Origin of the sequence: Actibacterium mucosum KCTC 23349, assembly GCF_000647975.1 — a bacterium.
Lineage (GTDB): Bacteria > Pseudomonadota > Alphaproteobacteria > Rhodobacterales > Rhodobacteraceae > Actibacterium > Actibacterium mucosum.
Map to the genome: position 1 here is coordinate 532,293 of NZ_JFKE01000001.1, position 22,086 is coordinate 554,378.

Annotated in this window: 19 protein-coding genes; 10 read left to right on the top strand and 9 right to left on the bottom strand. The window is 62.1% G+C overall.

The window, feature by feature from the left end; translation table 11 throughout:
- The first annotated feature begins 106 nt into the window (after positions 1-106).
- The 4 genes from dapE (at position 107) to ACMU_RS02595 (ending at position 7,037) form a co-directional block, all read left to right on the top strand.
- Complete coding sequence (gene dapE, locus ACMU_RS02580; protein WP_035255731.1) at positions 107-1,246, top strand: succinyl-diaminopimelate desuccinylase; 1,140 nt, start codon at positions 107-109, stop codon at positions 1,244-1,246.
- 31 nt (positions 1,247-1,277) lie between these two features.
- Positions 1,278-3,533, top strand: coding sequence for a ribonuclease R (gene rnr, locus ACMU_RS02585; protein ID WP_035255733.1), 2,256 nt, complete (start codon positions 1,278-1,280; stop codon positions 3,531-3,533).
- Between the two features lie 86 nt (positions 3,534-3,619).
- Positions 3,620-4,897 (top strand): lytic murein transglycosylase, encoded by a 1,278-nt coding sequence (locus ACMU_RS02590; protein ID WP_081805358.1) that lies wholly within the window; start codon positions 3,620-3,622, stop codon positions 4,895-4,897.
- 262 nt (positions 4,898-5,159) lie between these two features.
- Positions 5,160-7,037: an AAA family ATPase gene (locus tag ACMU_RS02595; protein ID WP_035255736.1), complete on the top strand. Its 1,878-nt coding sequence runs from the start codon at positions 5,160-5,162 to the stop codon at positions 7,035-7,037.
- 139 nt (positions 7,038-7,176) lie between these two features.
- Here ACMU_RS02595 and ACMU_RS02600 read toward each other — a convergent pair whose 3' ends face one another.
- From ACMU_RS02600 to ACMU_RS02640, 8 genes are all read right to left on the bottom strand, one after another.
- Positions 7,177-10,104, bottom strand: a complete 2,928-nt coding sequence (locus ACMU_RS02600) for an error-prone DNA polymerase (RefSeq protein ID WP_051587826.1) — start codon at positions 10,102-10,104, stop codon at positions 7,177-7,179.
- Between the two features lie 521 nt (positions 10,105-10,625).
- A complete protein-coding gene (locus tag ACMU_RS02610) occupies positions 10,626-11,087 on the bottom strand; it encodes an RNA pyrophosphohydrolase (protein ID WP_035255742.1) in 462 nt (153 codons plus the stop codon).
- Positions 11,084-12,418 carry a S41 family peptidase gene (locus ACMU_RS02615; protein WP_035255744.1) on the bottom strand — a complete coding sequence of 445 codons (1,335 nt, stop codon included), beginning with the start codon at positions 12,416-12,418 and terminating at the stop codon, positions 11,084-11,086. Before ACMU_RS02615 ends, ACMU_RS02610 begins: the two co-directional genes overlap by 4 nt.
- Before the next feature lie 6 nt (positions 12,419-12,424).
- The gene (locus tag ACMU_RS02620; RefSeq protein WP_035255746.1) at positions 12,425-13,561 is read right to left on the bottom strand and encodes a murein hydrolase activator EnvC family protein; all 1,137 of its coding nucleotides are present in this window, start codon (positions 13,559-13,561) and stop codon (positions 12,425-12,427) included.
- Positions 13,558-15,078 carry a 2,3-bisphosphoglycerate-independent phosphoglycerate mutase gene (gene gpmI, locus ACMU_RS02625; RefSeq protein ID WP_035255748.1) on the bottom strand — a complete coding sequence of 507 codons (1,521 nt, stop codon included), beginning with the start codon at positions 15,076-15,078 and terminating at the stop codon, positions 13,558-13,560. The genes ACMU_RS02620 and gpmI overlap by 4 nt, the downstream gene beginning before the upstream one ends.
- A gap of 161 nt (positions 15,079-15,239) precedes the next feature.
- Positions 15,240-15,710: a 23S rRNA (pseudouridine(1915)-N(3))-methyltransferase RlmH gene (gene rlmH, locus ACMU_RS02630; protein ID WP_035255749.1), complete on the bottom strand. Its 471-nt coding sequence runs from the start codon at positions 15,708-15,710 to the stop codon at positions 15,240-15,242.
- Positions 15,711-16,073: a ribosome silencing factor gene (gene rsfS / locus ACMU_RS02635; protein WP_035255751.1), complete on the bottom strand. Its 363-nt coding sequence runs from the start codon at positions 16,071-16,073 to the stop codon at positions 15,711-15,713.
- A 143-nt stretch (positions 16,074-16,216) separates the two neighbouring features.
- Positions 16,217-16,699, bottom strand: a complete 483-nt coding sequence (locus tag ACMU_RS02640) for a hypothetical protein (protein ID WP_152544480.1) — start codon at positions 16,697-16,699, stop codon at positions 16,217-16,219.
- A 111-nt stretch (positions 16,700-16,810) separates the two neighbouring features.
- Between ACMU_RS02640 and ACMU_RS18580 the strand changes: the two genes are divergently transcribed.
- Together ACMU_RS18580 and ACMU_RS02650 are read left to right on the top strand one after the other, a co-directional pair.
- Entirely contained in the window at positions 16,811-17,341 is a 531-nt protein-coding gene (locus tag ACMU_RS18580) for a DUF2975 domain-containing protein (RefSeq protein WP_051587828.1), read from the top strand.
- Positions 17,341-17,544: a helix-turn-helix domain-containing protein gene (locus tag ACMU_RS02650; RefSeq protein WP_035255754.1), complete on the top strand. Its 204-nt coding sequence runs from the start codon at positions 17,341-17,343 to the stop codon at positions 17,542-17,544. The genes ACMU_RS18580 and ACMU_RS02650 overlap by 1 nt, the downstream gene beginning before the upstream one ends.
- Here ACMU_RS02650 and ACMU_RS02655 read toward each other — a convergent pair.
- Positions 17,511-18,905 (bottom strand): mechanosensitive ion channel family protein, encoded by a 1,395-nt coding sequence (locus ACMU_RS02655; protein ID WP_035255755.1) that lies wholly within the window; start codon positions 18,903-18,905, stop codon positions 17,511-17,513. The two genes, ACMU_RS02650 and ACMU_RS02655, sit on opposite strands and share 34 nt — an antisense overlap.
- Before the next feature lie 75 nt (positions 18,906-18,980).
- Here ACMU_RS02655 and ACMU_RS19615 point away from each other — a divergent pair, with 75 nt between their 5' ends.
- Genes ACMU_RS19615 through leuD form a run of 4 tightly spaced genes read left to right on the top strand, consistent with a single transcriptional unit; the run spans position 18,981 to position 21,993 of the window.
- A complete protein-coding gene (locus tag ACMU_RS19615; RefSeq protein WP_201769863.1) occupies positions 18,981-19,082 on the top strand; it encodes an isopropylmalate isomerase in 102 nt (33 codons plus the stop codon).
- Positions 19,083-19,136: 54 nt separating this feature from the next.
- Positions 19,137-20,543: a 3-isopropylmalate dehydratase large subunit gene (leuC, locus tag ACMU_RS02660; protein WP_035255766.1), complete on the top strand. Its 1,407-nt coding sequence runs from the start codon at positions 19,137-19,139 to the stop codon at positions 20,541-20,543.
- Positions 20,544-20,554: 11 nt separating this feature from the next.
- The gene (locus ACMU_RS02665; RefSeq protein WP_035255769.1) at positions 20,555-21,388 is read left to right on the top strand and encodes a glycosyltransferase family 32 protein; all 834 of its coding nucleotides are present in this window, start codon (positions 20,555-20,557) and stop codon (positions 21,386-21,388) included.
- Positions 21,388-21,993 carry a 3-isopropylmalate dehydratase small subunit gene (gene leuD, locus ACMU_RS02670; protein ID WP_035255772.1) on the top strand — a complete coding sequence of 202 codons (606 nt, stop codon included), beginning with the start codon at positions 21,388-21,390 and terminating at the stop codon, positions 21,991-21,993. Before ACMU_RS02665 ends, leuD begins: the two co-directional genes overlap by 1 nt.
- Positions 21,994-22,086: the final 93 nt, after the last annotated feature.

The following is a 22,086-nucleotide window of genomic DNA, read 5'->3' on the forward strand; positions in this document are numbered from 1 at the left end:
AGAACTTAACCAATTTCTTTTGTGGGACTGCGGAAAAGTTGTGCGCTTGCAACATTGCACGCCCTGTTTCGCCCCTGTATCGCTTGCCCAATTGCAGGAGCCCGACATGACCGACCCCGTTTCGCTGAGCGCTGATTTGATCCGCTGCCCCTCTGTCACCCCCGAAGAGGGTGGCGCGCTGCAGCTGTTGGCCAGCGTTCTGGGGGGCGCAGGTTTTGAATGCCATCGTGTGGATCGCGGCGGGATTGCGAACCTCTTTGCCCGTTGGGGCGCCAAGGGGCACGCGCGCAGTTTCGGGTTCAACGGCCATACCGACGTGGTGCCGGTGGGTGACGCCGCCACCTGGACCCGCGCGCCGTTCAGCGGCGAGATCGCCGACGGCGTCCTGTGGGGGCGCGGCGCGACGGATATGAAAACCGGCGTGGCCGCCTTTGCCGCGGCGGCGATCAGGTTTGTCACCGAAACCCCGCCCGACGGGGCCATCATCCTGGCCATCACCGGCGACGAGGAGGGTGACGCGCTGCATGGCACCACGGCGCTTTTGGACTGGATGGCCGATCAGGGCGAGGCGATGAGCGCCTGCCTGGTGGGTGAACCCACCTGCCCGAACGAGATGGGCGAGATGATGAAGATCGGTCGCCGAGGCTCCATGACGGCCTATTTCACCCTGCGCGGGGTGCAGGGGCATTCGGCCTATCCACATCGCGCGTTGAACCCGCTGCCAGCTATGGCGCGGTTGATGGACCGGCTGGCCAGTCACACGCTGGACGAAGGAACCGACCATTTTGATGCCTCGACCCTGGCGGTGACCACCATCGACACGGGCAACCCGGCCAACAACGTAATCCCCGCCGAAACGCGCGCCACGGTGAACATCCGGTTCAACGACGCCCACAGCTCGACCAGCTTGACCGAATGGCTGCAAGCCCAGGCGGATCAGATCGCCCGGGAAACCGGCGTAACGGTTGACATGCGGGTCACCGTGTCGGGCGAAAGCTTTCTGACCCCGCCTGGCCCGCTGTCGGATCTGGTGGCCGACTCTGTGCAGGCGGAAACCGGCCGCCGCCCCGAATTGTCCACTTCGGGCGGTACGTCGGATGCGCGGTTCGTCAAAAATCATTGCCCGGTGGTCGAGTTCGGCCTGGTTGGCAAAACCATGCATCAGGTGGATGAACGCGTACCGGTCGAGCAGATCACGCAGCTCAAAGCGATCTATACAAGGATCCTGACGCGCTATTTCGAATGACGCGCCCGCGCGGGCGTGTTACCCGAGGCGTATGAGCCGTATCCCCACCAAAGCCGAAATCCTGCAATGGATCACCGATAACCCCAAGCTGACATCCAAGCGCGATATCTCCAAAGCGTTCGGGATCAAGGGCGCCGACCGGATCGAGCTGAAGCGATTGTTGAAAGAGCTTGAGGCCGAGGGGCATCTGGAAAAGCGGCGCAAAACCTATCGCGACCCCGACAAGCTGCCGCCGGTTTCGGTGTTGCAAGTGCAGGAACCCACGCTTGATGGTGACCTGTTCGCCCGGCCGCTGGAATGGCATGGCGAAGGGGCGGAACCGGTGGTTCTGATGGTTCTGCGCAGTTCTGATCCGGCGCTGGGTGCGGGTGACCGCATCCTTGGCAAACTGACCGAGGTAAAAGATGCCTCGTACAATTACGAGGCGCGCCTGATCCGCCGCATCGGCACTAACCCGCAGCGCATTCTGGGCGTGTTCCGCAAAAGCGCCGAAGGTGGACGAATCGTGCCCATCGACAAGGGGCAAGACAAGGAGTGGCTGGTACCCGACGGGGCCACCGGCGGCGCCAAGGATGGCGAGTTGATCGAGGCCGAGCAATCCGGCCCCCGTGGCCGCATGGGCCTGCCGCGCGCGCGCATTGTCACGCGGCTGGGTGACCCCGGCGCGCCGCGTGCCGTGTCGCTGATCGCGATCCATCAGCACGGCATTCCCGACGCGTTCTCCGATGCGGTGATCGCCGAGGCGGACCGCGCCAAACCCGCCGGGCTGTCGGGCCGCGAAGACCTGCGCGAGATGCCGCTGATCACCATCGACCCGGCCGATGCGCGCGACCATGACGACGCCGTTTACGCGCATCCCGATGACGACCCCAAGAACGACGGGGGCCACGTGGTCTGGGTCGCCATCGCCGATGTGGCCCACTACGTCACCCCTGGCTCGGCGCTGGATACCGAGGCGCGCAAGCGCGGCAATTCCACCTATTTCCCCGACCGTGTGGTGCCAATGCTGCCGGACCGTCTGTCGGGCGATCTGTGCTCACTGCACGAGGGCGTGCCGCGCCCCTGCATGGCGGTGCGCATGGTGCTGAACGCCGCCGGCGAAAAGATTAGCCACCGCTTTGTGCGGGGTCTGATGCGCTCGGCCGCGTCGCTGAATTACGAAGAGGTGCAGGCGGCCATTGATGGCCAGCCCAACGACCGCACCGAGCCCCTGTTGGCCGACGTCCTGCACCCGCTCTACGCCGCCTATGACGCCGCCAAAAAGGCACGCGCCGACCGCCAGCCACTGGATCTGGACCTGCCCGAACGGCGGATCGAGCTGACCGACGAAGGCAAGGTCGCCTCGGTCAATTTCCGCGACCGGTTCGATGCGCATAAGCTGATCGAAGAATTCATGATCCTGGCCAATGTCGCAGCGGCCGAGACATTGATTTCCAAACGCCGCCCGCTTTTGTTCCGCGTGCACGAGGAACCGGCGGCGGACAAGCTGGACGCGCTGCGCGACGTGGCACAGGCCTCGGGGTTCACGCTGGCCAAGGGGCAGGTGCTGCAAACGCAGCATCTGAACCGGTTGCTGGACGCCGCAATGGGCACCGAGTTTTCGGAACTGATCAATCTGACCACCCTGCGGTCTATGACGCAGGCCTATTACTTTCCCGAAAATTTCGGGCATTTCGGCCTGGCCTTGCGCAGCTATGCGCATTTCACCTCGCCCATCCGCCGCTATGCCGACCTGATCGTGCACCGCGCGCTGATCTCGGCGCATGGCTGGGGCAAGGATGGCCTGTCGCCCGAGGATATCGAACAGCTTGAGGCGACGGCACAGCATATCTCGGACACCGAACGCCGCTCGATGTCGGCCGAGCGCGACACAACCGACCGCTATTTGGCCAGCTATCTGTCCGAACGGGTGGGCAACGAGTTCACCGGCCGCATCTCGGGCATTGCCCGGTTCGGGGTCTTCGTGAAACTGGATGACAGCGGGGCGGATGGGCTGGTGCCGATGCGCGAGCTGGGCAACGAGTATTTCCACCACGACCGCGAGGCGCAAACCCTGATGGGGGCCGATAGCGGGCTGGAGATTCGCATGGGCCAGCGCGCCACCGTGCGGCTGGCCGAGGCTGTGCCGGTGACCGGCGGGCTGCTGCTGGAGATGATCGAGCTTGAGGGGAAATCCCTGCCCAAAGGCACCCCGCGCGGCAGCAAACGCCCGGTCCGCCGCAAGGTTGCGCGCAGCAAAGCAAAGACTGACAAAGTGAAACGCAAGGTCACGCGCAAACGGCGTTGAACCGCCGAAACGCATCCGCCCGCTTTCACCAAAGCCCGATCCGGAGTAGAATTGCAAAAAACAAAAGCAGTCACAGGGCCCGTTTCATGTTTCGTTTCGCAAGGCAAATGATCCTTGCCGGTATCCTCGTTCCGGTTTTCAACGCCCCGGTTTCGGCCGAGCTGCGCAGCTCGCCCATTCCACCCGAACGCCCCGACAGGCCAGGAGGGGCCGTTTTGGTACAAGTCTCGACCTCGAACCTTGCCTTTGAACGCTGGATCGAAGGGTTCCGCGACCGCGCGCTGGCCCGCGGCATTCAGGCCAAGGTATTTGACCGCGCCTTTCGCAACGTGCGCTACAACACCGACGTGATCGCCAAGGACCGCAACCAAAGCGAATTCACCAAACAGATTTGGGACTATCTCGACAGCGCGGCCTCACCCACGCGGGTGAAAAACGGCCAGGCGGCGCTGAAGAAACACGCGCGCGTTCTGAAAGCGGTCGAGGCGAAATACGGGGTCGACCGGCATATCGTCGCCGCCATCTGGGGGCTGGAAAGCGCCTATGGCGAGTTCAAGGGCGACATCCCCACAATCGAGGCGCTGGCCACGCTGGCCTTTGACGGCCGCCGCGGCGCGTTTTTCGAGGCACAGCTGATCGACGCGCTGAAAATCCTGCAATCGGGCGACGTGACTGCGGCCAAGATGAAGGGTTCATGGGCCGGCGCCATGGGCCACACGCAGTTCATCCCGTCCAGCTATCACGCCTTCGCGGTGGATTTCACCGGCGATGGCAAGCGCGATATCTGGGGGTCGAACCCGGCCGACGCGCTGGGCTCGACCGCTGCCTACCTGGCGCGATCGGGCTGGAACAAGGGCCAGCCCTGGGGGGTTGAGGTGGTGCTGCCGCGCGGGTTCACCTTCAGCCAGGCCAACCGCAAAATCCTGAAGTCGCCAGCCGAATGGGGCGCGTTGGGGATCAAGGACATCAATGGCCGGGTTGTGCCGAATTACGGCCGTGCCTCGATCTTGCTGCCCGCCGGTGCCAACGGCGCGGCCTTCATGATCTTCGACAATTTCGCGGTGATCGAGCGTTACAACAAGGCCGATGCCTATGTCATCGGCGTGGGCCACCTTGCCGACCGCCTGCGCGGCGGCCCCGAGATCAAGGCCACCTGGCCGCGCGGCTATAAGCCATTGTCGTTCAAGCAGAAAAAGGAAATGCAACGCCGCCTGAAACGCGCCGGTTTCCTGGATGACAAGATCGACGGGATCATCGGCCCCAACACCATCAACGCCATCCGCGCCTATCAGCAAAGCCGCGGCGTGACGCCGGATGGCTATGCCTCGCAAGAGTTGCTGAAACTGTTGAAAACCAGATCCTGAACAGAGCTGTTTGTGGGCAGACCGGCGCCTGGAGGGCGATGTTTCGCAGGCGCCGATGCGATTTGTGGGGGGAGCTGCCGCTCAACCCGACGGTGGCAACAACCGTTTAAGCACCGACACAGACTTTACATGCAACTCAGGGAAATACATAAAAGGGCTTATCAGCCCAGATTGCACGCTTGTGGATAGCGCAACTTTTACGAATGCAAGTAGGCTAACTAACTGTTAGCATGTTCAAAACACAACGGATTGAGGTGCTGAGGTGAAGCTTAAGAAATATCGCGTAACAGGGTTTCGCTCGGTCACCGATAGCGGCTGGATCGACGCGTCGGATGTGACAGCCCTGATCGGTGAGAATGAGGCAGGAAAGACGAACCTTCTGCTGCCGCTATGGAAGCTCAATCCCTCTGGTAGCGGCGAAATCAACCTGCTCGATGACATGCCCCGCTCGCGCTACGCCGAGATGCGGACAAAGCCCGAAGATCATGACTTCATCACCTGTATCTTTGAGTTGAACGATGCGGAACGCAACTTGGCTGCGAAGCATGGTGCTGACAGGAAGAAGACCGAAACGGTAGAGGTAGTGCGGGATTTTGACGGGCGCTACGGTTGGAAGTTTCCAGACGATCCAGATTTCGACCTCTACGATGCACATGAAGCGACCGAAGCGCATGCTGAAGATGAAGAGAGCGAACCGGAACATGCCTCGTGCCTATCGGACAAGCTTGAAGAGCTGCTGCCGAAGTTCGTCTACTATTCAAACTACGGTAACCTCGACGCGCAAATCTTTCTCCCCCACGTGGTCGATAACCTCAAGCGTGGCGATCTTAGCGGAAAGGAGGCCGCAAAAGCGCGAACGCTTCGGGTTCTCTTCAAGCTAGTGAACCTCAGCCCCGAAGAAGTTTTGGAACTGGCCCGGGCGACTGGCGTGATCGAGCGGATCAATCAGCAAGGGCAGCGCGTCAGCACCGATCCAAAAACTGACGAGCAGATGCAGATTGATGATGAACAGCTTCGCACCAGAGCCGCGCTGCTACAGTCTGCCTCAACCAAACTCACTAAGACCTTCAAGGACTGGTGGAAACAGGGCGACTACCGCTTCCGTCTCCATGCGGACGGTAACTACTTTCGTATCTGGGTGGCCGATGATCGGCGGCCCGAAGAGATCGAATTAGAGAGCCGTTCGACAGGACTTCAATGGTTTCTGAGTTTCTTCCTCGTGTTCACCTACGAAAGTGAATATACCCATGACAACGCCATCGTGCTGCTAGACGAACCGGGCCACTCTCTGCATCCGCTTGCTCAACGCGACCTGTCGGCATTCTTCGACAACCTATCGATGACACATCAAATCATCTTCACGACGCACTCTCCATTCATGATTGACGCCGACCGGCTTGACCGAGTTCGCAAGGTATATGTCGATGGAAATGGCGGCACGGTGGCATCGAGCAACTTGGCCGTAAGCAAGGGAAAAGGCTCTGACCAGGGTGCGGGAGCTACATATGCTGTGCATTCGGCGCTGAACCTTACCGTTGCCGAAAGCTTACTACTTGGTTGCATGCCAGTCATTGTCGAAGGGCCTTCTGATCAGCACTACTTAACCGCCATAAAGAGTATCTTAATCGCCAAAGGTAAGATCAATCCGATTGCAGAGCTGGTTTTTCCACCTTCTGGCGGAGCGAAAACCGCCAAAATTATCGCTGCAATACTTCTGGGGAGAGATGACAAGCTTCCATTTGTCTTGTTGGATGGCGACAATGCAGGAAGGCAGGCTGCGAAGTCACTCAGAGACGGTCTATATCAGGGCGCGAAAGACTCTGTTTTGACAACTGACGTCTTCACTGGAGATCTAAAAGATAGCGAGATCGAAGATCTCATCCCCGCAAAACTTGTGATTCAAGTATTAGACCGACTTGAACGTCGTGCAGATCGAGACTTTGAAGATGTCTATGAAGAAGGGAAACCAATTGTTCCGCAGATCAAAGCGTGGGCCAAAGACGAAGGCTTTGATTTAGAGGAAGACTGGAAGGTACAACTTGCACTTGGCGTGAAATCTAAACTTCTATCGAACTCGGACAGGCATGTGGATGAGACGTTGCTTGGAATTTGGACGTCAATATTCGAAAAATTTGGATAACCACTGTAAAATTACGATTCTCGAGCGGGTAGGTGTTGTGTTGCATTACTCATAACTTATGTGACAATGCCCTAGCCCCAGCCTTTCAATGCACATACTTGGTGCGAAAATCGGGTGCGGTTTTTTTTTGCAGTGGTGGTTATTCAACCGGCTTTGGTTGGGGCATTTGCTGCGGAAATGAAGGGGTCAGGCGCGGGCGCAGCAGGGCCATCGGGTGGGACCGCAGGGTCAGGCGCATGGCCACGTAATCCTCAACCACCTCTTCACCCTCGGACATCGGGCGCAGGGTTACGGTGGGCTCGTTGCTCGCCTCGCCGTCCAGATCGCCGGCGAACAGCGGCATCTCGCTGGGCGCGGTGATGGCGCGGGCCTGCCACAGGGCCTCGCGGCGGGTTAGTTTCAGCGCGGCGAAGACATCGGCCTCGGCCAGTTTGGCCAACAATTTGGGCGGCACACCGGCGCGGCGCCAGATGTCATCCACCGCGCGATAGCCGTTTGACCGGGCGGCGGTGATCCAGGTGGCCTCCTCTTCCGACATCGCCTTGATCTGCCGGAACCCCAGCCGCAGCGCCAGCCCGCCATTGCCGTCAGGCTCCATCACGTTGTCCCAGAAGCTGGCATTGATGCAGACCGGGCGCACCTCGACCCCGTGTTCGCGGGCATCGCGCACAATCTGGGCGGGGGCATAGAACCCCATGGGCTGCGAATTCAGCAGCGCGCAGGCGAAGATGCCGGGGTGGTGTTTCTTGATCCAGGCGCTGGCATAGACCAGCAGTGCAAAGCTGGCGGCGTGGCTTTCGGGAAAGCCATAGCTGCCGAACCCCTCGATCTGGCTGAAACAGCGTTCGGCGAAATCCTGATCATAGCCATTGGCGCGCATGCCGCGGATGAACCGGTCGTAAAACGCGCTGACGGTGCCCAGTTTCTTGAACGTGGCCAGCGCGCGGCGCAGCCGGTCGGCCTCGTCGGGGGTGAAACCGGCGCCGATGATGGCGATCTGCATGGCCTGTTCCTGAAAGAGCGGCACGCCCAGGGTGCGGCCCAGCACCTCGCCCAGCGCGTCGGAGGGGAAGCTGACCTCCTCTTCGCCATTTCGTCGCCGGATATAGGGGTGCACCATGTCGCCCTGAATGGGGCCGGGGCGGATGATCGCTACCTCGATCACCAGATCGTAGAAATTGCGCGGCCGCATGCGCGGGAGGAAGTTCATCTGCGCCCGGCTTTCCACCTGAAAGACGCCGATACTGTCGGCCTCGCACAGCATGTCGTACACGTCAGGGTCTTCGGGGGGCAGCGTGGCCAGGGTAAAGCTGGTCTGGTGGTGCTGCGTGATCAGGTCAAAGGCCTTGCGGATGCAGGTCAGCATACCCAGCGCCAGCACGTCGACCTTCAGGATGCCGAGGCTGTCGATATCGTCCTTGTCCCAGCAGATGACGGTGCGATCCTCCATCGTGGCGTTTTCCACCGGCACCAGCTCGTCCAGCCGCCCCTCGGTCATCACGAAGCCGCCCACGTGTTGCGAGAGGTGGCGGGGGAAACCCTGTATCTGCTCCACCAGCTGCAGGGTCTGGCGCAGGCGCGGGTCGGTGGGGTCCAGCCCGATCTCGCGCAGGCGCTTGTCCTCTTGCCCCTGCATCGAGCCCCAGCCCCAGATCTGCGATGACATCGCGCCCAGCGTATCCTCGGACAGGCCCATGGCGCGGCCCACCTCGCGGATGGCGCGTTTGCCGCGGTAATGCACGACGGTGGCGCAGAGGCCGGCGCGATGGCGGCCATAGCGTTCATAGATGTGCTGGATCACCTCTTCGCGGCGTTCGTGTTCGAAATCCACGTCGATATCGGGGGGCTCGTCGCGCGCCTCGGAGACGAAGCGTTCAAAGACCATGGTGCCGACCTCGGGGCTGACCGAGGTAACGCCCAGGCAATAGCAGACCACCGAATTGGCCGCCGATCCGCGGCCCTGGCACAGGATGTTCCGGCTGCGGGCAAACTGCACCACGTCATGCACGGTCAGAAAGTAGGGGGCATAGCCCAGCTTGGCGATCAGCGTCAGCTCGTGCTTGACCAGCGCGCGCACCTTGTCGGGGGCGCCCGCGGGGTAACGCCATTTCAGACCGTCGCGGGTGAGGCGTTCCAGCCGTTCATGCGGGGTTTCGCCGGGGCTGAGTTCCAGCGGGTATTCATAGCGCAACTCATCCAGCGAAAAACTGCAGGCGGCGGCGATATCCCCGGCGCGGTCCACGGCGCCCTCGTGGCCGGCGAAAATGCGGCGCATCTGGGTCTGCGACCGCAGGCGGCGCTCGCCATTGGCCTGTGCCTCGCGCCCCAGCGCGCCGACCTTCACGCCAAGGCGGATGGCGTTCAGAACGTCGGTCAGGCGGCGGCGCGATCCGTGATGCATGACGGGTGCGGCGGTGGCCACGGTGGGGATGCCCAGCCGCTGCGCCAACGCCGCCCAGCCGTCAAAGCGTGGGCTGTCGTGTCCGTCATATTGCGGGGCCATCAGCAGGGCCACATGGCCGGGGAAGCGGCGCGTCAGCTGTTCCGCCCGCTGCCCCCAATCATACGCGCCGCGCTGGGCCGTTGGTGTGTGTTGCGGCGGGGTCAGGAGCAGGTGCAGCCGGTCGCCCCATTCCAGCAGGTCGCCAAAGCGCAGGTGGCAGGCGCCCTTGTCCGCCCTGAGCCGCCCGGCCGAGATCAGGCGGCAGAGGTTCCCCCACCCTTTGCGGTCGCGCGGGATCGCGGTGGCGGTGAACCCGTCCTGCAGCACGATCCGCGCCGCCGGGATCAGCCGCGGCACGCAGTAGATATCCACCGATGGCGGCGCGGGCAGGTGATCGGGGCGGGGCGGGCCGATCGGGTCGGCATCCGCCGCACGGCGCAGCGCCACGATCCGCGCCAGCTCGCGCGCTTCGGTATGGGCGCGCACGATGCCGGCGACCGAGTTCTCATCGGCCACGGCAATTGCGCCGATCCCAAGGATCGCCGCCCGGCGGATATACTCCTCGGGGTGGGACCCGCCGGCCAGGAAGGTGAAATTCGAGGTGATCGACAATTCGGCGAACATGGCGCTCCCAATATATTCACCTTTTGTTCTTATGTGGAGTCCCCATGCAGCCATTCATTTCGCACTAATATCCCGGGGATTTTGGGGGCTGACCCCCGGTTGGGAACTGCAGTTCCAGGCCGAGCAAACACCACCAATCTACTGATTGCACTGCGCAGGAAAAGCAAGGCGTCCCATCAATTTCCCGGACCTGACGTATCGCCGAAGCTCAACACAGGCATTTTCCTGAACATGCGCCATAAGGGCCCCGTTCTTCGTGCTGGCAACAAGCAACTGACCGTCGTCAGCGTGAAACCAGACATAAAGTCTGACACCGAATGTATCGGAGGCTTGCGCGTGGGTTGTGGCAACCTCGACCCAATGAAAACCCTCCGAGGCCGACGGCCTATAGGCAAGAAAACCAAACCCAGCTGACGCAACACCGGCGCAGACAACGAACACTATGATCCAAAAAAGCGACACCACCCGTTCACGTCGTGCAATCGCATTTAGGCGTGTATGCGGATCACCAGACAAAAAATTCAGCCCGCCAGTTCACCCACCACCTGCGCATACACATCGCGCTTAAATGGCACGATATTGGCCACCAGTTGATCAGGCGCCAGCCAGGCCCATTCGGAAAACTCGGGGTGCTCGGTGGCGATGTTGATCTGATCATCGGTGCCCAGAAAGCGCATCCGGTACCACAGCTGTTTTTGCCCGCGATACTTGCCCTTCCAGACCTTGCCGACCAGTTCGGGCGGCAGGTCGTAATAGACCCAATTGCCTGTGCCACGCTCCACCTCGACCAGATCGGCCGTGACGCCGGTTTCTTCCCACAGCTCGCGCAGCGCGGCGGCCTGCGGTTCCTCGCCCTCGTCGATGCCGCCCTGGGGCATTTGCCATGCCGCAATGTCGCTGTCGCGCCGTTGGCCGACGAACACATGTCCGTCGGCATTCACCAGCATCACGCCCACGCAGGGGCGATAGGGCAGGTTGGTCATTCCGACGGGCCCAGCGCCGACAGACCTTTGAGGATATCGACCGCATAGGCCAGTTGGTAATCCTCATCGCGCAGCTGGGCGGATTCTTCGGCCTTGGCCTGTTCCTCTTCGGCTTGCTTGCGCTCGTCCTCGGTCAGGCTGTCATTGGACAGGCTGCCGCGCAGATCGGCCTCGGAGCGGAAGCGCGGGTTTGCCTCGTCGCCTTCCTCGGCATCCGGGCGGCGCGGGGGCTGCGCCACAACGATGTCGGGCGACACGCCCAGCGCCTGGATCGACCGGCCCGACGGGGTGTAATAGCGCGCCGTGGTCAGACGCATCGCACCGTTACCCGCCAGCGGCATTACCGTCTGAACCGAGCCTTTGCCGAAGCTCTTGGTGCCCACCACGATGGCGCGGCGGTGATCCTGCAGCGCACCGGCCACAATCTCGGAGGCCGAGGCCGACCCGCCATTGATCAGCACCACCACCGGCTTGCCCTCGGTCAGGTCGCCCGGGTTGGCGTTGAACCGGTCACTGTCGACAGGGTTGCGGCCGCGCGTGGAAACGATCTCGCCCGCCTCAAGGAACGCGTCCGAGACCCGCACCGCCTGTGTCAGCAGCCCGCCGGGGTTGTTGCGCAGGTCCAAAACCACGCCGTTGACGTTTTCCAGCCCGCCTAGCTCTTCGACGGCCTTGTTAAACTTGTCTTCCAGGTTGGGATAAGTCTGGTCGTTGAACGTGGTTACGCGCAGGACAATGGTATTGCCAACAAGGCGCGACCGCACGGCCGTCAGCTTGATCGTGTCGCGGGTGATCGTCACGTCGAAGGGCTCGTCGATGCCTTCGCGCACCACGGTGATGATGATATCGCTGCCCACCGGGCCGCGCATCAGTTCCACCGCCTGATCCAGCGTCAGGCCCAGAACGCTTTCGCCATCCACGTGGGTGACAAAATCGCCGGCCTCGATGCCCGCCTCTTCAGCCGGGGTGCCATCGATGGGCGAGACAACTTTGACAAAGCCCTCTTCCTGCGTGACCTCGATGCCCAGCCCGCCGAACTCGCCACGGGTCTGCACGCGCATGTCGCTGAAATCCTTAGGCGGCAGATAGCTGGAATGCGGGTCCAGCGAGGTCAGCATGCCGTTGATCGCGGCCTCGATCAGGTCGGCGCTGTCGACCTCTTCGACATATTGCGCACGGATGCGTTCGAAGATGTCACCGAACAGGTCCAGCTGTTCATAGACCGAGCCCTGTTGATCCACCTGCTGTGCCAGGATCGGCCCTGCAAACTGGGTTGTGAATACCGCACCGGCCAAAGTGCCGCCTAACGCCGCCATCATGAATTTTTTCATCGACACCTATTCCTTTGTCGCTGCGAACCACGGGGCCGGGTCTTCGGGCTGACCGTTTTGCCTGAGTTCTATATAAAGCGTTTCCGTCCGCCCGTTGCCACTGCCTTTTTCACCGGCGCGCAAAAACGCGCTGGCGGCGGGGTCTTGTCCGCCCATCAGGCCGACCGGCGCCCCGGCGGGCAGAACCTGCCCGGTTTCACCATAAACCTGCGCCAGACCGCCCAATACAATCAATACGTCACCGGCGGGCTCAAGGATCATCACATTCCCGTAGTCCAGCAATGGTCCGCGATAGCGAATGGTCGCCGCCGATGGGGTTGTGACCAGCGCCAAGGGGGCGGTGGCCAGAACCAGACCCTGCCGTTTGATGCCAGCTGCGTCCGCCTCGCCAAAGCGGCGCAAGACCGTTCCCTGGGCCGGCAACGGCAGGTTGCCGCGTGCGGCTTTGAACTGCGAAACCGGGGGCAACGGGGCAGCGTCATCAAGGCTCAGCAGCCCGGTGGCAAACCCTTCCAAGGTTTCCGAACTTTGCAATAACGCGTCCAGCCTGGCCGGGTCCGCCGACAGTCTTTGCGGCAGATCGGTGCGGTCACTCACGGCCTGCGACAAGGCGGTTCGCGCGGTTTGAATTCCGTCCAACCCATCCGCCAGTTGCGATTCGGCGCTCTCTTGCAAGGCGCGCAACAGCGTGACCTCGTCCAGTTGCGCACGCAGGTCGTTCACCCGAGATTGCAGCGCGGGCGTGACCTCGCGCAGCAACATGCCCGACTGTGCAGTGCCCAAAGGCCCCGAGGGATGCAGCAACAGCAGCGTTTCGGGGTCCCGTTGCAAAGTTGCCAAAACGGCCAGCAACTCTGAGATTTCTTCGCGTCTGGCATCCAGCTCGGCGCGCAGAACCTGTTCGCGGATGATCACCCGGCGCAGCCCTTCGCGCAGGGCGGTCAGACCCTCTTCATAAGCGCGCACCGTCTGTGTCAGGGCGGCCACGCGGTCACGCGCACCGCTTGCGTCTTGCAGCGCCAGCCCCGCCTGGTCCAGCATCACCGCCGCCCGCCGCGCGGTCTGAACGGGGTCTGTTTGCGCGGCAAGCACGCAAGGCAGACACGTCAGGGCAACGGCGAAAAGAGCGGCAATTCTGGTCATGTGGTGATCAGGCTTTTCCCCGTCATCTCGTCAGGCTGCGGCAGACCCATCAGTTCCAAAACGCTGGGGGCCAGATCGGCCAGCCGCCCTTCGCGCAGGGTGGCGCCTTCGGGGCCGTTGACCAGGATCACCGGCACGGGGTTCAGCGTATGCGCGGTGTGCGGGCCGTTGGTTTCCGGGTCCCACATCATCTCGCAATTGCCGTGATCGGCGGTCACGATCATCGCGCCACCCACCTTGTCCAACGCCTCCAGCGCGGCGCCCAGGCCCTGATCCACGGCGGCGCAGGCGGCTTTGGCGGCCTCCAGATCGCCGGTATGGCCCACCATGTCGGGGTTGGCGAAGTTCACGACGATCAGATCGTATTGCGCCTCGATGGCCTCGACCAGTTTTGCCGACACTTCGGGTGCGCTCATCTCGGGTTGCAGATCGTATGTGGCGACCTTGGGCGATTTCGGCATGAACCGATCCTCGCCCGGTTCAGGTGTTTCCTTGCCGCCGTTCAGAAAGAAGGTGACATGCGGGTATTTCTCGGTCTCGGCCAGGCGGAACTGCGTTTTGCCCTGTTTGGCCACCCATTCGCCCAGCGTGTTGACGATGGCGCGCTTGGGAAAGATCGTTTTCATATAAGCGTTGTGGCGGTCGGAATATTCGACCATGCCGGTGACGCTGGCCCAGCCGGGGCGGGCATCGGTGGCGAATTCGGCGAAGTCGGGATCGGCAAGCGCGGTCAGGATTTCGCGGGCGCGGTCGGCGCGGAAGTTGATGAACAGCAACCCGTCGCCATCTTGCGGGGCGGTGTAGGCGTTCAGGCGCGTGGCCTCGATAAACTCGTCGCTTTGGTCGCGGGCATAGCCTTTGGCGATGGCGTCGGCGGCGTCGGTGGCGGTGTGGCCTTTGCCTGTGGTGACAAGGTCATAGGCCTGCTGCACGCGTTCCCAGCGATTGTCGCGGTCCAGCGCATAGTAGCGGCCGACGAGGCTGCCGATATGGGCGCCTTGGGGCAAGGCGGCTTCCAGTTCAGCCAGCTGAGGCGCGGCGGATCGGGGGGGGACGTCGCGGCCATCGGTGACCGCGTGGATCTGTACCGGCACGCCGGCGGCGGCGATGACACACGCGGCCTCGGCGATGTGGGATTGGTGGCTGTGCACGCCACCGGGTGAGGTCAGGCCCATGATCTGCGCGGTGCCGCCCGAGGTTTTGAGCGCGTCAATGAAATCCGTCAGGGCGGGCAGGGTGGCGAAGGAGCCATCCTCGATCGACAGGTCGATCTGGCCCAGATCCATCGCCACCACGCGGCCGGCGCCGATATTGGTATGGCCAACCTCTGAATTGCCCATCTGGCCCGAGGGCAGGCCGGCATCGGGGCCAAAGGTGGTCAACGTGGCGTTGGGGCAGGTGGCGCGGATGCGGTCGAAATTTGGTGTGTCGGCAAGGGCGGGGGCGTTGTGTTCTGGTGTCGGGCCAATGCCCCAGCCGTCGAGAATGCAGAGAATAACAGGTTTAGGCGTGGTCATGAGAGGAGAACCCAGCTGAATAAATGGTTGCCACACTTCTAGGGGTGGGGCGCGCCGAGGACAACCGTGTCGCTGCCCAAATGCGCGCCTTGCGGCGCATGCCTCTGGTCTCGCTTGGCGCCTTCGGCTTCGCGCTCGGGGATTGGCGTGTGGGGCCGGCGTTATTCCCGGTGATAGGGGGCACCGGCCAGGATCGAGGCGGCGCGATACAGTTGCTCGGCCAGCATCACCCGGGCCAGCATATGCGGCCAGACCATGGTGCCAAAGGACAGCGCCGTGTTGGCCTCGGCCCGGAAGCCGGGTGTCAGGCCGTCGGCGCCGCCGATGACCAATGCAAGATCGGCGGTGCCGTTGTCGCGCCAGCGGGCGAGGTCTTGGGCAAATTGCGGTGAGGTTCGGGTTTTACCACGTTCATCCATGGCGCAGATCAGCGCGCCTTTCGGAATGGCGTTGCGCAGCAGGTCCGCTTCGGCTTGCTGACCGCGGTTCTTTTTGTCTTCCACTTCGGTGACGGTCAGGGGACCCAGCGACAACGCGCGACCGGTTTTGCTGAACCGATCGGCGTAGTCGTCAAACAGCAGCTTTTCCGGACCGGAACGCATCCGGCCCACTGCACAGATTTTGACGCGCATTTAGCCCGATGTTGTGCTGCCGGCGGGCAGCCACATCTTTTCAAGCTGATAGAATTCGCGCACTTCGGGGCGGAACACGTGGACGATCACATCGCCCGCGTCAATCAACACCCAATCGCCGGTATCGCGACCCTCGGTCCGGCACAGAATGCCGAGGTCGGATTTGAGCCGGTCACCGAGTTTCTCGGAAATGGCCGAAACCTGACGCGACGAACGGCCCGAGCACACCACCATGTGGTCGGCCATGGCGGATTTTCCGCGCAGGTCGATCGACACGATGTCTTCGGCCTTGTCGTCGTCCAGAGATTTCAGGATGAGCGCGAGCGTTTCTTCGCTGGCGTTTTTATGTGCGGGGCCGGTCATCGGCACATCCGCACCAAGCGTGTCATGCACTGCATCTGCATGTAAGGACAGAACATGGTCCTCCGATCAAACGCGCCGATAATCCCCGGCGCCGGGATGCCTTCAGGCTATCATTGCAAAGATGAAATCTCAATGACACCGTTTCAACCCGGTGCGGGGGTGTTGCATGGCGGAAATGTATTGCCCGGTGTTTCGGCAAGCAGTTCGGAAACCGGCAGGTTTCGCAGCACCGGGCGCAAGGGGGCGTCGGGCGCAACGCGCAGCGCGACATTGATGGTGTCCTCGGGCGCGGGTAGCCTGCCGGACGTACAGCCTTCTATGGTGATGGTCAGCGACCCGTGAACATCGTCCGGATTGGCGGTCTTCCATGCGCGGATCGTGGCCTGCAGGGCGCGCAACGCGGTCGCATCCATATCCGACAGCACATGGATTTGCCCCTGTTGCCTGAGGGTAAACGCGCCTTGCAAATCTTCGCCCGTTGCCCCGTTGGTCGCGGTGATTTGCAAGACCGCGCCGCCGTCGCGGATATGCAGGCCTTCGGGCAGGTCGGCCTGCGCGGCAAAGCCTGCGGGATCCGCCTCCAGCGGCGAAACCTGGGCCAGTTGGGCAACAGTCAGGGGGTTCACATAACTGCATCCAGCCAGCAGGGCGGAAGAAAACAAATAGGCGCGCATTGAATGTACCTCGCGAATCACTTATTGTTTAACGATAAGTTTTTCGTGTTAGTGAGGCAAGATATGACACAACTTCCTTCCCGCACCCGGCAATTGTCGGCCGTGTTTCGCGTATTATCGCTGGTCTCGGTCGGGGGATTTGCCCTGTTTGCACTGCTGGTGGTTTTTGCCTTGGTGACGAAATCCGCGCTGGGCTTTGTCGCGTTGGAACACAGGGACGAGACCGGGGTGCTGGCCACCGCCCTGTTGGCGGCCTTTGCCCTGATTGGTGCCGCCGCCACCATTGCAGCGCTTTGGTACACCGCGCGCCTGTTTGGTATTTATGCCAAGGGCGAGCCGCTGTCGGTCGAGGCCGCGGACACGCTGCGGCTGATCGCCTTTGCCCTGCTGGCCAAGGCCGGGCTGGCGATCCTGTCGCCGATCTATACCAGCCTCGTGCTCAGCATCGATGCGTTGCCCGGCGCGCGGTCGCTGACCGTGTCGCTGGATATGGGGCAATTGGGCCTGCTTTTGGCGGCGGGCTTGATCTATACCGTGGGCGTCGTAATGCGGCAGGCAGTGGATATTGCCGCCGAAAACCGGGGGTTCGTCTGATGCAGATCGTGGTGCGGCTGGACGTGATGCTGGCGCGGCGCAAGATGAAGTCGCGCGAATTGGCGGCGCAGGTTGGCATCACGGAACAGAACATCTCGTTGCTCAAAAGCGGCAAGGTCAAAGGCATCCGGTTCGAAACGCTGGCCCGGATCTGCGAGGTTCTGGATTGTCAGCCAGGTGATATACTGGAGGCCGAGGCCTGATCGCTCAGCACCCGCACCTCGCGCTGCGGGAAGGGGATCGAGAAACCGTGTTCCTGGAACGCATCCCACAGCGCCAGATAAACCGCGCCGCGAATATTGGTCAGCCCGCCGGTGGGGTCGTTGATCCAGAACCGCAGGATGTAATCAACCGAACTGTCGCCAAAGCCCACAACGTGGCAGACCGGCGGGCGGCTGGTCAGGACACGGTCGACGGATTTGGCGGCCTCGATCGCCACGGCCCGCACCTTGTGCGGGTCGTCGTCATAGGCGGTGCCGAAATGGATATCGAGGCGGACGAAGTCGTTGGTGTGCGACCAGTTGACCACCTGGTTGGTGATCAGATCCTCGTTCGGGATCAGGTATTCGCGACCGTCCCGCGTGACAACCGAAACGTAGCGGGCGCCCAACGCGTTGATCCAGCCGAAGGTCTCGCCCAGGCTGATCACGTCACCGGGTTTGATCGACTTGTCCAGCAGAATGATGATGCCCGACACCAGGTTCGACACCACCTTTTGCAGGCCAAAGCCCAGTCCCACGCCGATGGCGCCCGACAGCACCGCAAGGCCGGTCAGGTCGACACCGACGGTTTTCAGGCCAATGAAAAACGCCGCGCCGTACAGCAGCACCTGGACAAATTTCACCACCAGCACCTGCATGGATGGCGACATGTCGTCAACCTTTTGCACCCGGCTTGCCGTGGTCGACGACAGGAACCGCGCGGCATAAAACAGCGCCCCCAGGGCCACAACCGCCTGCACGATCAGAAGCAGCGAGATGCGCGTGCCGCCAAACTCCAACGCGGCGGTGTCCAGCAGGCTGGCGGCCTCGCCGACAATGCCAAGGATCGACAGGGTCACATAGACCCACGCGCCATAACGCACGACCCAGCGCAGCAGGGGCGAGTGGATCAGCCGCGTCGCCAGGATCACCACCAGCCACGCAGTGGCCAGGTTGGTGAGGATGCCGAACAGGTAACTGCGGCTGGGCCACGTGACCTCACGCAGGATGCTCAGCGCGATCCACATCACGGCCACGAAAAAGATCATCCGCAACCGGCGATGGATCACCAGCCCGACACGGATGCGCCATTTCGGCCAGCCCGCGCGGCGGCGCAGCCATTCGTGGAAGGGTCGGCGCAGTGCTGCGGCAAGCAGATGCGCGATCAGGAACAGGCCGATGGCACCGGCAATCTGATAGAGGCCGATCTCGGAAAACGCGGAATCGGCATAGCGACCCAAACGCGTCAGGATGATCTGCCCCAGTTCCAGCGCCTCTTGCGCGGCTTCGGCGGCGGTTTCCGCCGGGGCGTTGTCGCCGGGGGCCTGGGTCGTGGCCTCTTCGATCTGGGTGTCCTGCTCCATTTCGCCATACTGCGCGGGGGCGGGGCAACGGGCAAGCCCCAGACAAGCCCCACCCTTGATAGACTCGGCCAAGCCGTGTATCCCCCGCCCATGACCCGCATCTTTGATATCGGTGACCGTGCCCGCCTGCGCGAACGGTTTTACGGGGCAACCCACACGGTGCTGGCCCGCCTATAAAGGTGCGCCACCGTTCCCCTTTGATTGATGCTTACTTTACGGGAGAGGTCCCTCATGTCCCCCAAGACACTCTATGACAAAATCTGGGATGCCCATGTCGCGCATGAAGCCGACGATGGCACCTGCCTTCTTTATATCGACCGCCATCTGGTGCACGAAGTGACCAGCCCGCAGGCCTTCGAAGGGCTGCGCATGGCCGGTCGCCCGGTGCGCGCGCCGGAAAAAACTATCGCCGTGCCGGACCACAACGTGCCCACCACGCCGGGCCGCGAAGACCCTGCCAACATGACCGAAGACAGCGCCATCCAGGTGGCCGCTCTGGACAAGAACGCGAAAGAGTTCGGCATCCACTATTACCCGGTGACCGACATCCGTCAGGGCATCGTGCACATCGTTGGCCCCGAACAGGGCTGGACCCTGCCGGGTATGACCGTGGTCTGCGGCGACAGCCACACGGCGACCCACGGCGCGTTCGGCGCGCTGGCCCACGGCATCGGCACCTCGGAAGTGGAACACGTGCTGGCCACCCAGACGCTGATCCAGAAAAAATCCAAGAACATGAAGGTCGAGATCACCGGCAAGCTGCGCCCCGGTGTCACCGCCAAGGACATCACCCTTGCCGTGATCGGCGCCACCGGCACGGCGGGCGGCACCGGCTATGTGATCGAATATTGTGGCGAAGCCATCCGCGATCTGTCGATGGAAGGCCGCATGACCGTCTGCAACATGGCCATCGAAGGCGGCGCCCGCGCCGGTCTGATCGCGCCGGATGAGAAGACGTTCGAATACGTGAACGGCCGCCCCCACGCGCCGAAAGGTGCCCAATGGGAGGCCGCGCTGAACTGGTGGAAGACCCTTTACACCGACGAAGGCGCGCATTTCGATCAGGTCATCACCCTGAAAGGTGAAGAGATCGAGCCGGTTGTAACCTGGGGCACCAGCCCCGAAGACGTGCTGCCGATTACCGCCACCGTGCCCGCGCCCGAAGATTTCGAAGGCGGCAAGGTCGAGGCCGCGCGCCGGTCGATCGACTATATGGGCCTGACCCCGGGCCAGAAACTGTCGGATATCGCGATCGACACCGTCTTTATCGGCTCGTGCACCAATGGCCGCATCGAAGACCTGCGCGCCGCCGCCGAGATCGTGAAAGGCAAAAAGATCAAGGACGGCATGCGTGCCATGGTTGTGCCCGGCTCGGGCTTGGTGCGGTTGCAGGCCGAGGAAGAAGGCCTTGCCGATGTGTTCAAAGAGGCCGGGTTCGAATGGCGCCTTGCGGGTTGTTCGATGTGCCTGGCCATGAACCCCGATCAGCTGTCCGAGGGCGAACGCTGTGCCTCAACCTCGAACCGCAATTTCGAGGGGCGCCAAGGCTATAAGGGCCGCACCCACCTTGTGTCGCCCGCCATGGCCGCAGCTGCCGCGATCACCGGCAAGCTGACCGATGTGCGCGAGCTGATGTAACGGCGCGCGCTGTGTCGTCGGGCCCTGATACCTTGTTGCCAGCGGTCGCCTCTCTCTGGATTGGCGGATCGCTGAACTGGCTGCATGAATTGTCGCTGGCCAGTTTCGTGTGGCATGGCCATCGGGTCGTGGTGTTCTACACCGGGCCCGAAGCACCGGCTGTGCCCGAAGGGGTCGAGACGATCCCGGCGGCCGAGGTGTGGGACCCTGCGGAAAACGGGTTGGCCGATGGCACTCCGGCGATGTTGTCGGATATCTTCCGGCTGCATCTGCTCAAACAGACCGATATGATCTGGATCGACACCGACATGGTGGCTGTGCGCCCGTTGCCGGTGGCCGACTACCATGTCGGGTTCGAGCCGCCGGGTTCCGTCAACGGGGCCGTGCTGCGCCTGCCCCAGGACAGCAAGACCCTGAACCAACTGCTCGACTGGTTCGCCGATCCCGAATGGGTTCCGCCATGGCTGGGCAAACCCCAGCAGGCCGAGGTCGCCGCCGTCCCGCCCGGCCGGCGGTTGCTGAAATCCATTCAGGTGAACCGCCCCTCGCTGGGCCCGCGCGCGCTGCAATACACGTTGCGCAAGTCCGGCGAGCTGCACCACGCGGTGGAACCGGATGTGTTCTATCCCATCCGGGGCGTCATGACTGACGTGTTTTTCAGCGGCTATTGCGGCGACGACACCTGGCTGACCGACGACACGCTAGCGGTGCATCTCTATGCCTCGCTGGTGCGCCCCTATCACAAGAACCACAGACCCGAAGACAACAGCTTCATAGCCCGCACCGCCCGAAAGATCGGGTTCGACCTGAGCGGCCTGAAGCAGCAAAACCGAGGAAACCGATAATGGACAAATTCACCAAACTCACCGGGATCGCGGCGCCGATGCCGCTGGTCAATATCGACACAGACATGATCATTCCCAAGGTCTTTCTGAAGACGATCAAGCGTTCAGGTCTGGGTGTGAACCTGTTCGACGAGATGCGCTATGACCGCGAAGGCAACGAGATCGAGGATTTCGTGCTGAACAAACCGGCCTATCGCAACGCCGAAATCCTTGTGGCCGGCGACAACTTCGGGTGCGGCTCAAGCCGCGAACATGCGCCCTGGGCGATCAAAGATTTCGGCATCAAATGTGTAATTTCGACCAGTTTCGCCGACATTTTTTATAACAATTGTTTTAAGAATGGCATCTTGCCCATCGTTTTGCCGCAAGAAGACGTCGACAAACTGATGGACGATGCCAATCGCGGCGCGAATGCAACCGTGACGGTCGACCTCGAAAATCAGACCATCACCGGCCCCGATGGCGGTGAGATTTCTTTTGAAGTTGACGCTTTTCGCAAGCATTGCCTGCTGAACGGACTGGACGATATTGGCCTCACCATGGAAAAATCCACGTCGATTGATGCGTTTGAGGAAACAGCGGCACAAGCACGTCCTTGGGTCTAACCATCGCCGATCCACAAGATATTGGGCCGTCCCACAGGGGCGGCCTTTTTGCGCTTTGCAATTGATGCAATCCAGCGACAGTTTTACCCAGAA

Excerpts from the sequence above, each read along its gene's own strand:
- ACMU_RS02600 (WP_051587826.1), bottom strand. The coding sequence starts at position 10,104 with ATGTTCGCCGAATTGTCGATCACCTCGAATTTCACCTTCCTGGCCGGC.
- leuC (WP_035255766.1), top strand. The coding sequence starts at position 19,137 with ATGTCCCCCAAGACACTCTATGACAAAATCTGGGATGCCCATGTCGCG.
- ACMU_RS02590 (WP_081805358.1), top strand. The coding sequence starts at position 3,620 with ATGTTTCGTTTCGCAAGGCAAATGATCCTTGCCGGTATCCTCGTTCCG.
- rlmH (WP_035255749.1), bottom strand. The coding sequence starts at position 15,710 with ATGCGCGTCAAAATCTGTGCAGTGGGCCGGATGCGTTCCGGTCCGGAA.
- gpmI (WP_035255748.1), bottom strand. The coding sequence starts at position 15,078 with ATGACCACGCCTAAACCTGTTATTCTCTGCATTCTCGACGGCTGGGGC.
- ACMU_RS02615 (WP_035255744.1), bottom strand. The coding sequence starts at position 12,418 with ATGAAAAAATTCATGATGGCGGCGTTAGGCGGCACTTTGGCCGGTGCG.
- ACMU_RS18580 (WP_051587828.1), top strand. The coding sequence starts at position 16,811 with ATGACACAACTTCCTTCCCGCACCCGGCAATTGTCGGCCGTGTTTCGC.
- ACMU_RS02610 (WP_035255742.1), bottom strand. The coding sequence starts at position 11,087 with ATGACCAACCTGCCCTATCGCCCCTGCGTGGGCGTGATGCTGGTGAAT.
- ACMU_RS02655 (WP_035255755.1), bottom strand. The coding sequence starts at position 18,905 with ATGGAGCAGGACACCCAGATCGAAGAGGCCACGACCCAGGCCCCCGGC.
- ACMU_RS02650 (WP_035255754.1), top strand. The coding sequence starts at position 17,341 with ATGCAGATCGTGGTGCGGCTGGACGTGATGCTGGCGCGGCGCAAGATG.
- rsfS (WP_035255751.1), bottom strand. The coding sequence starts at position 16,073 with ATGACCGGCCCCGCACATAAAAACGCCAGCGAAGAAACGCTCGCGCTC.
- rnr (WP_035255733.1), top strand. The coding sequence starts at position 1,278 with ATGAGCCGTATCCCCACCAAAGCCGAAATCCTGCAATGGATCACCGAT.
- dapE (WP_035255731.1), top strand. The coding sequence starts at position 107 with ATGACCGACCCCGTTTCGCTGAGCGCTGATTTGATCCGCTGCCCCTCT.
- leuD (WP_035255772.1), top strand. The coding sequence starts at position 21,388 with ATGGACAAATTCACCAAACTCACCGGGATCGCGGCGCCGATGCCGCTG.
- ACMU_RS02620 (WP_035255746.1), bottom strand. The coding sequence starts at position 13,561 with ATGACCAGAATTGCCGCTCTTTTCGCCGTTGCCCTGACGTGTCTGCCT.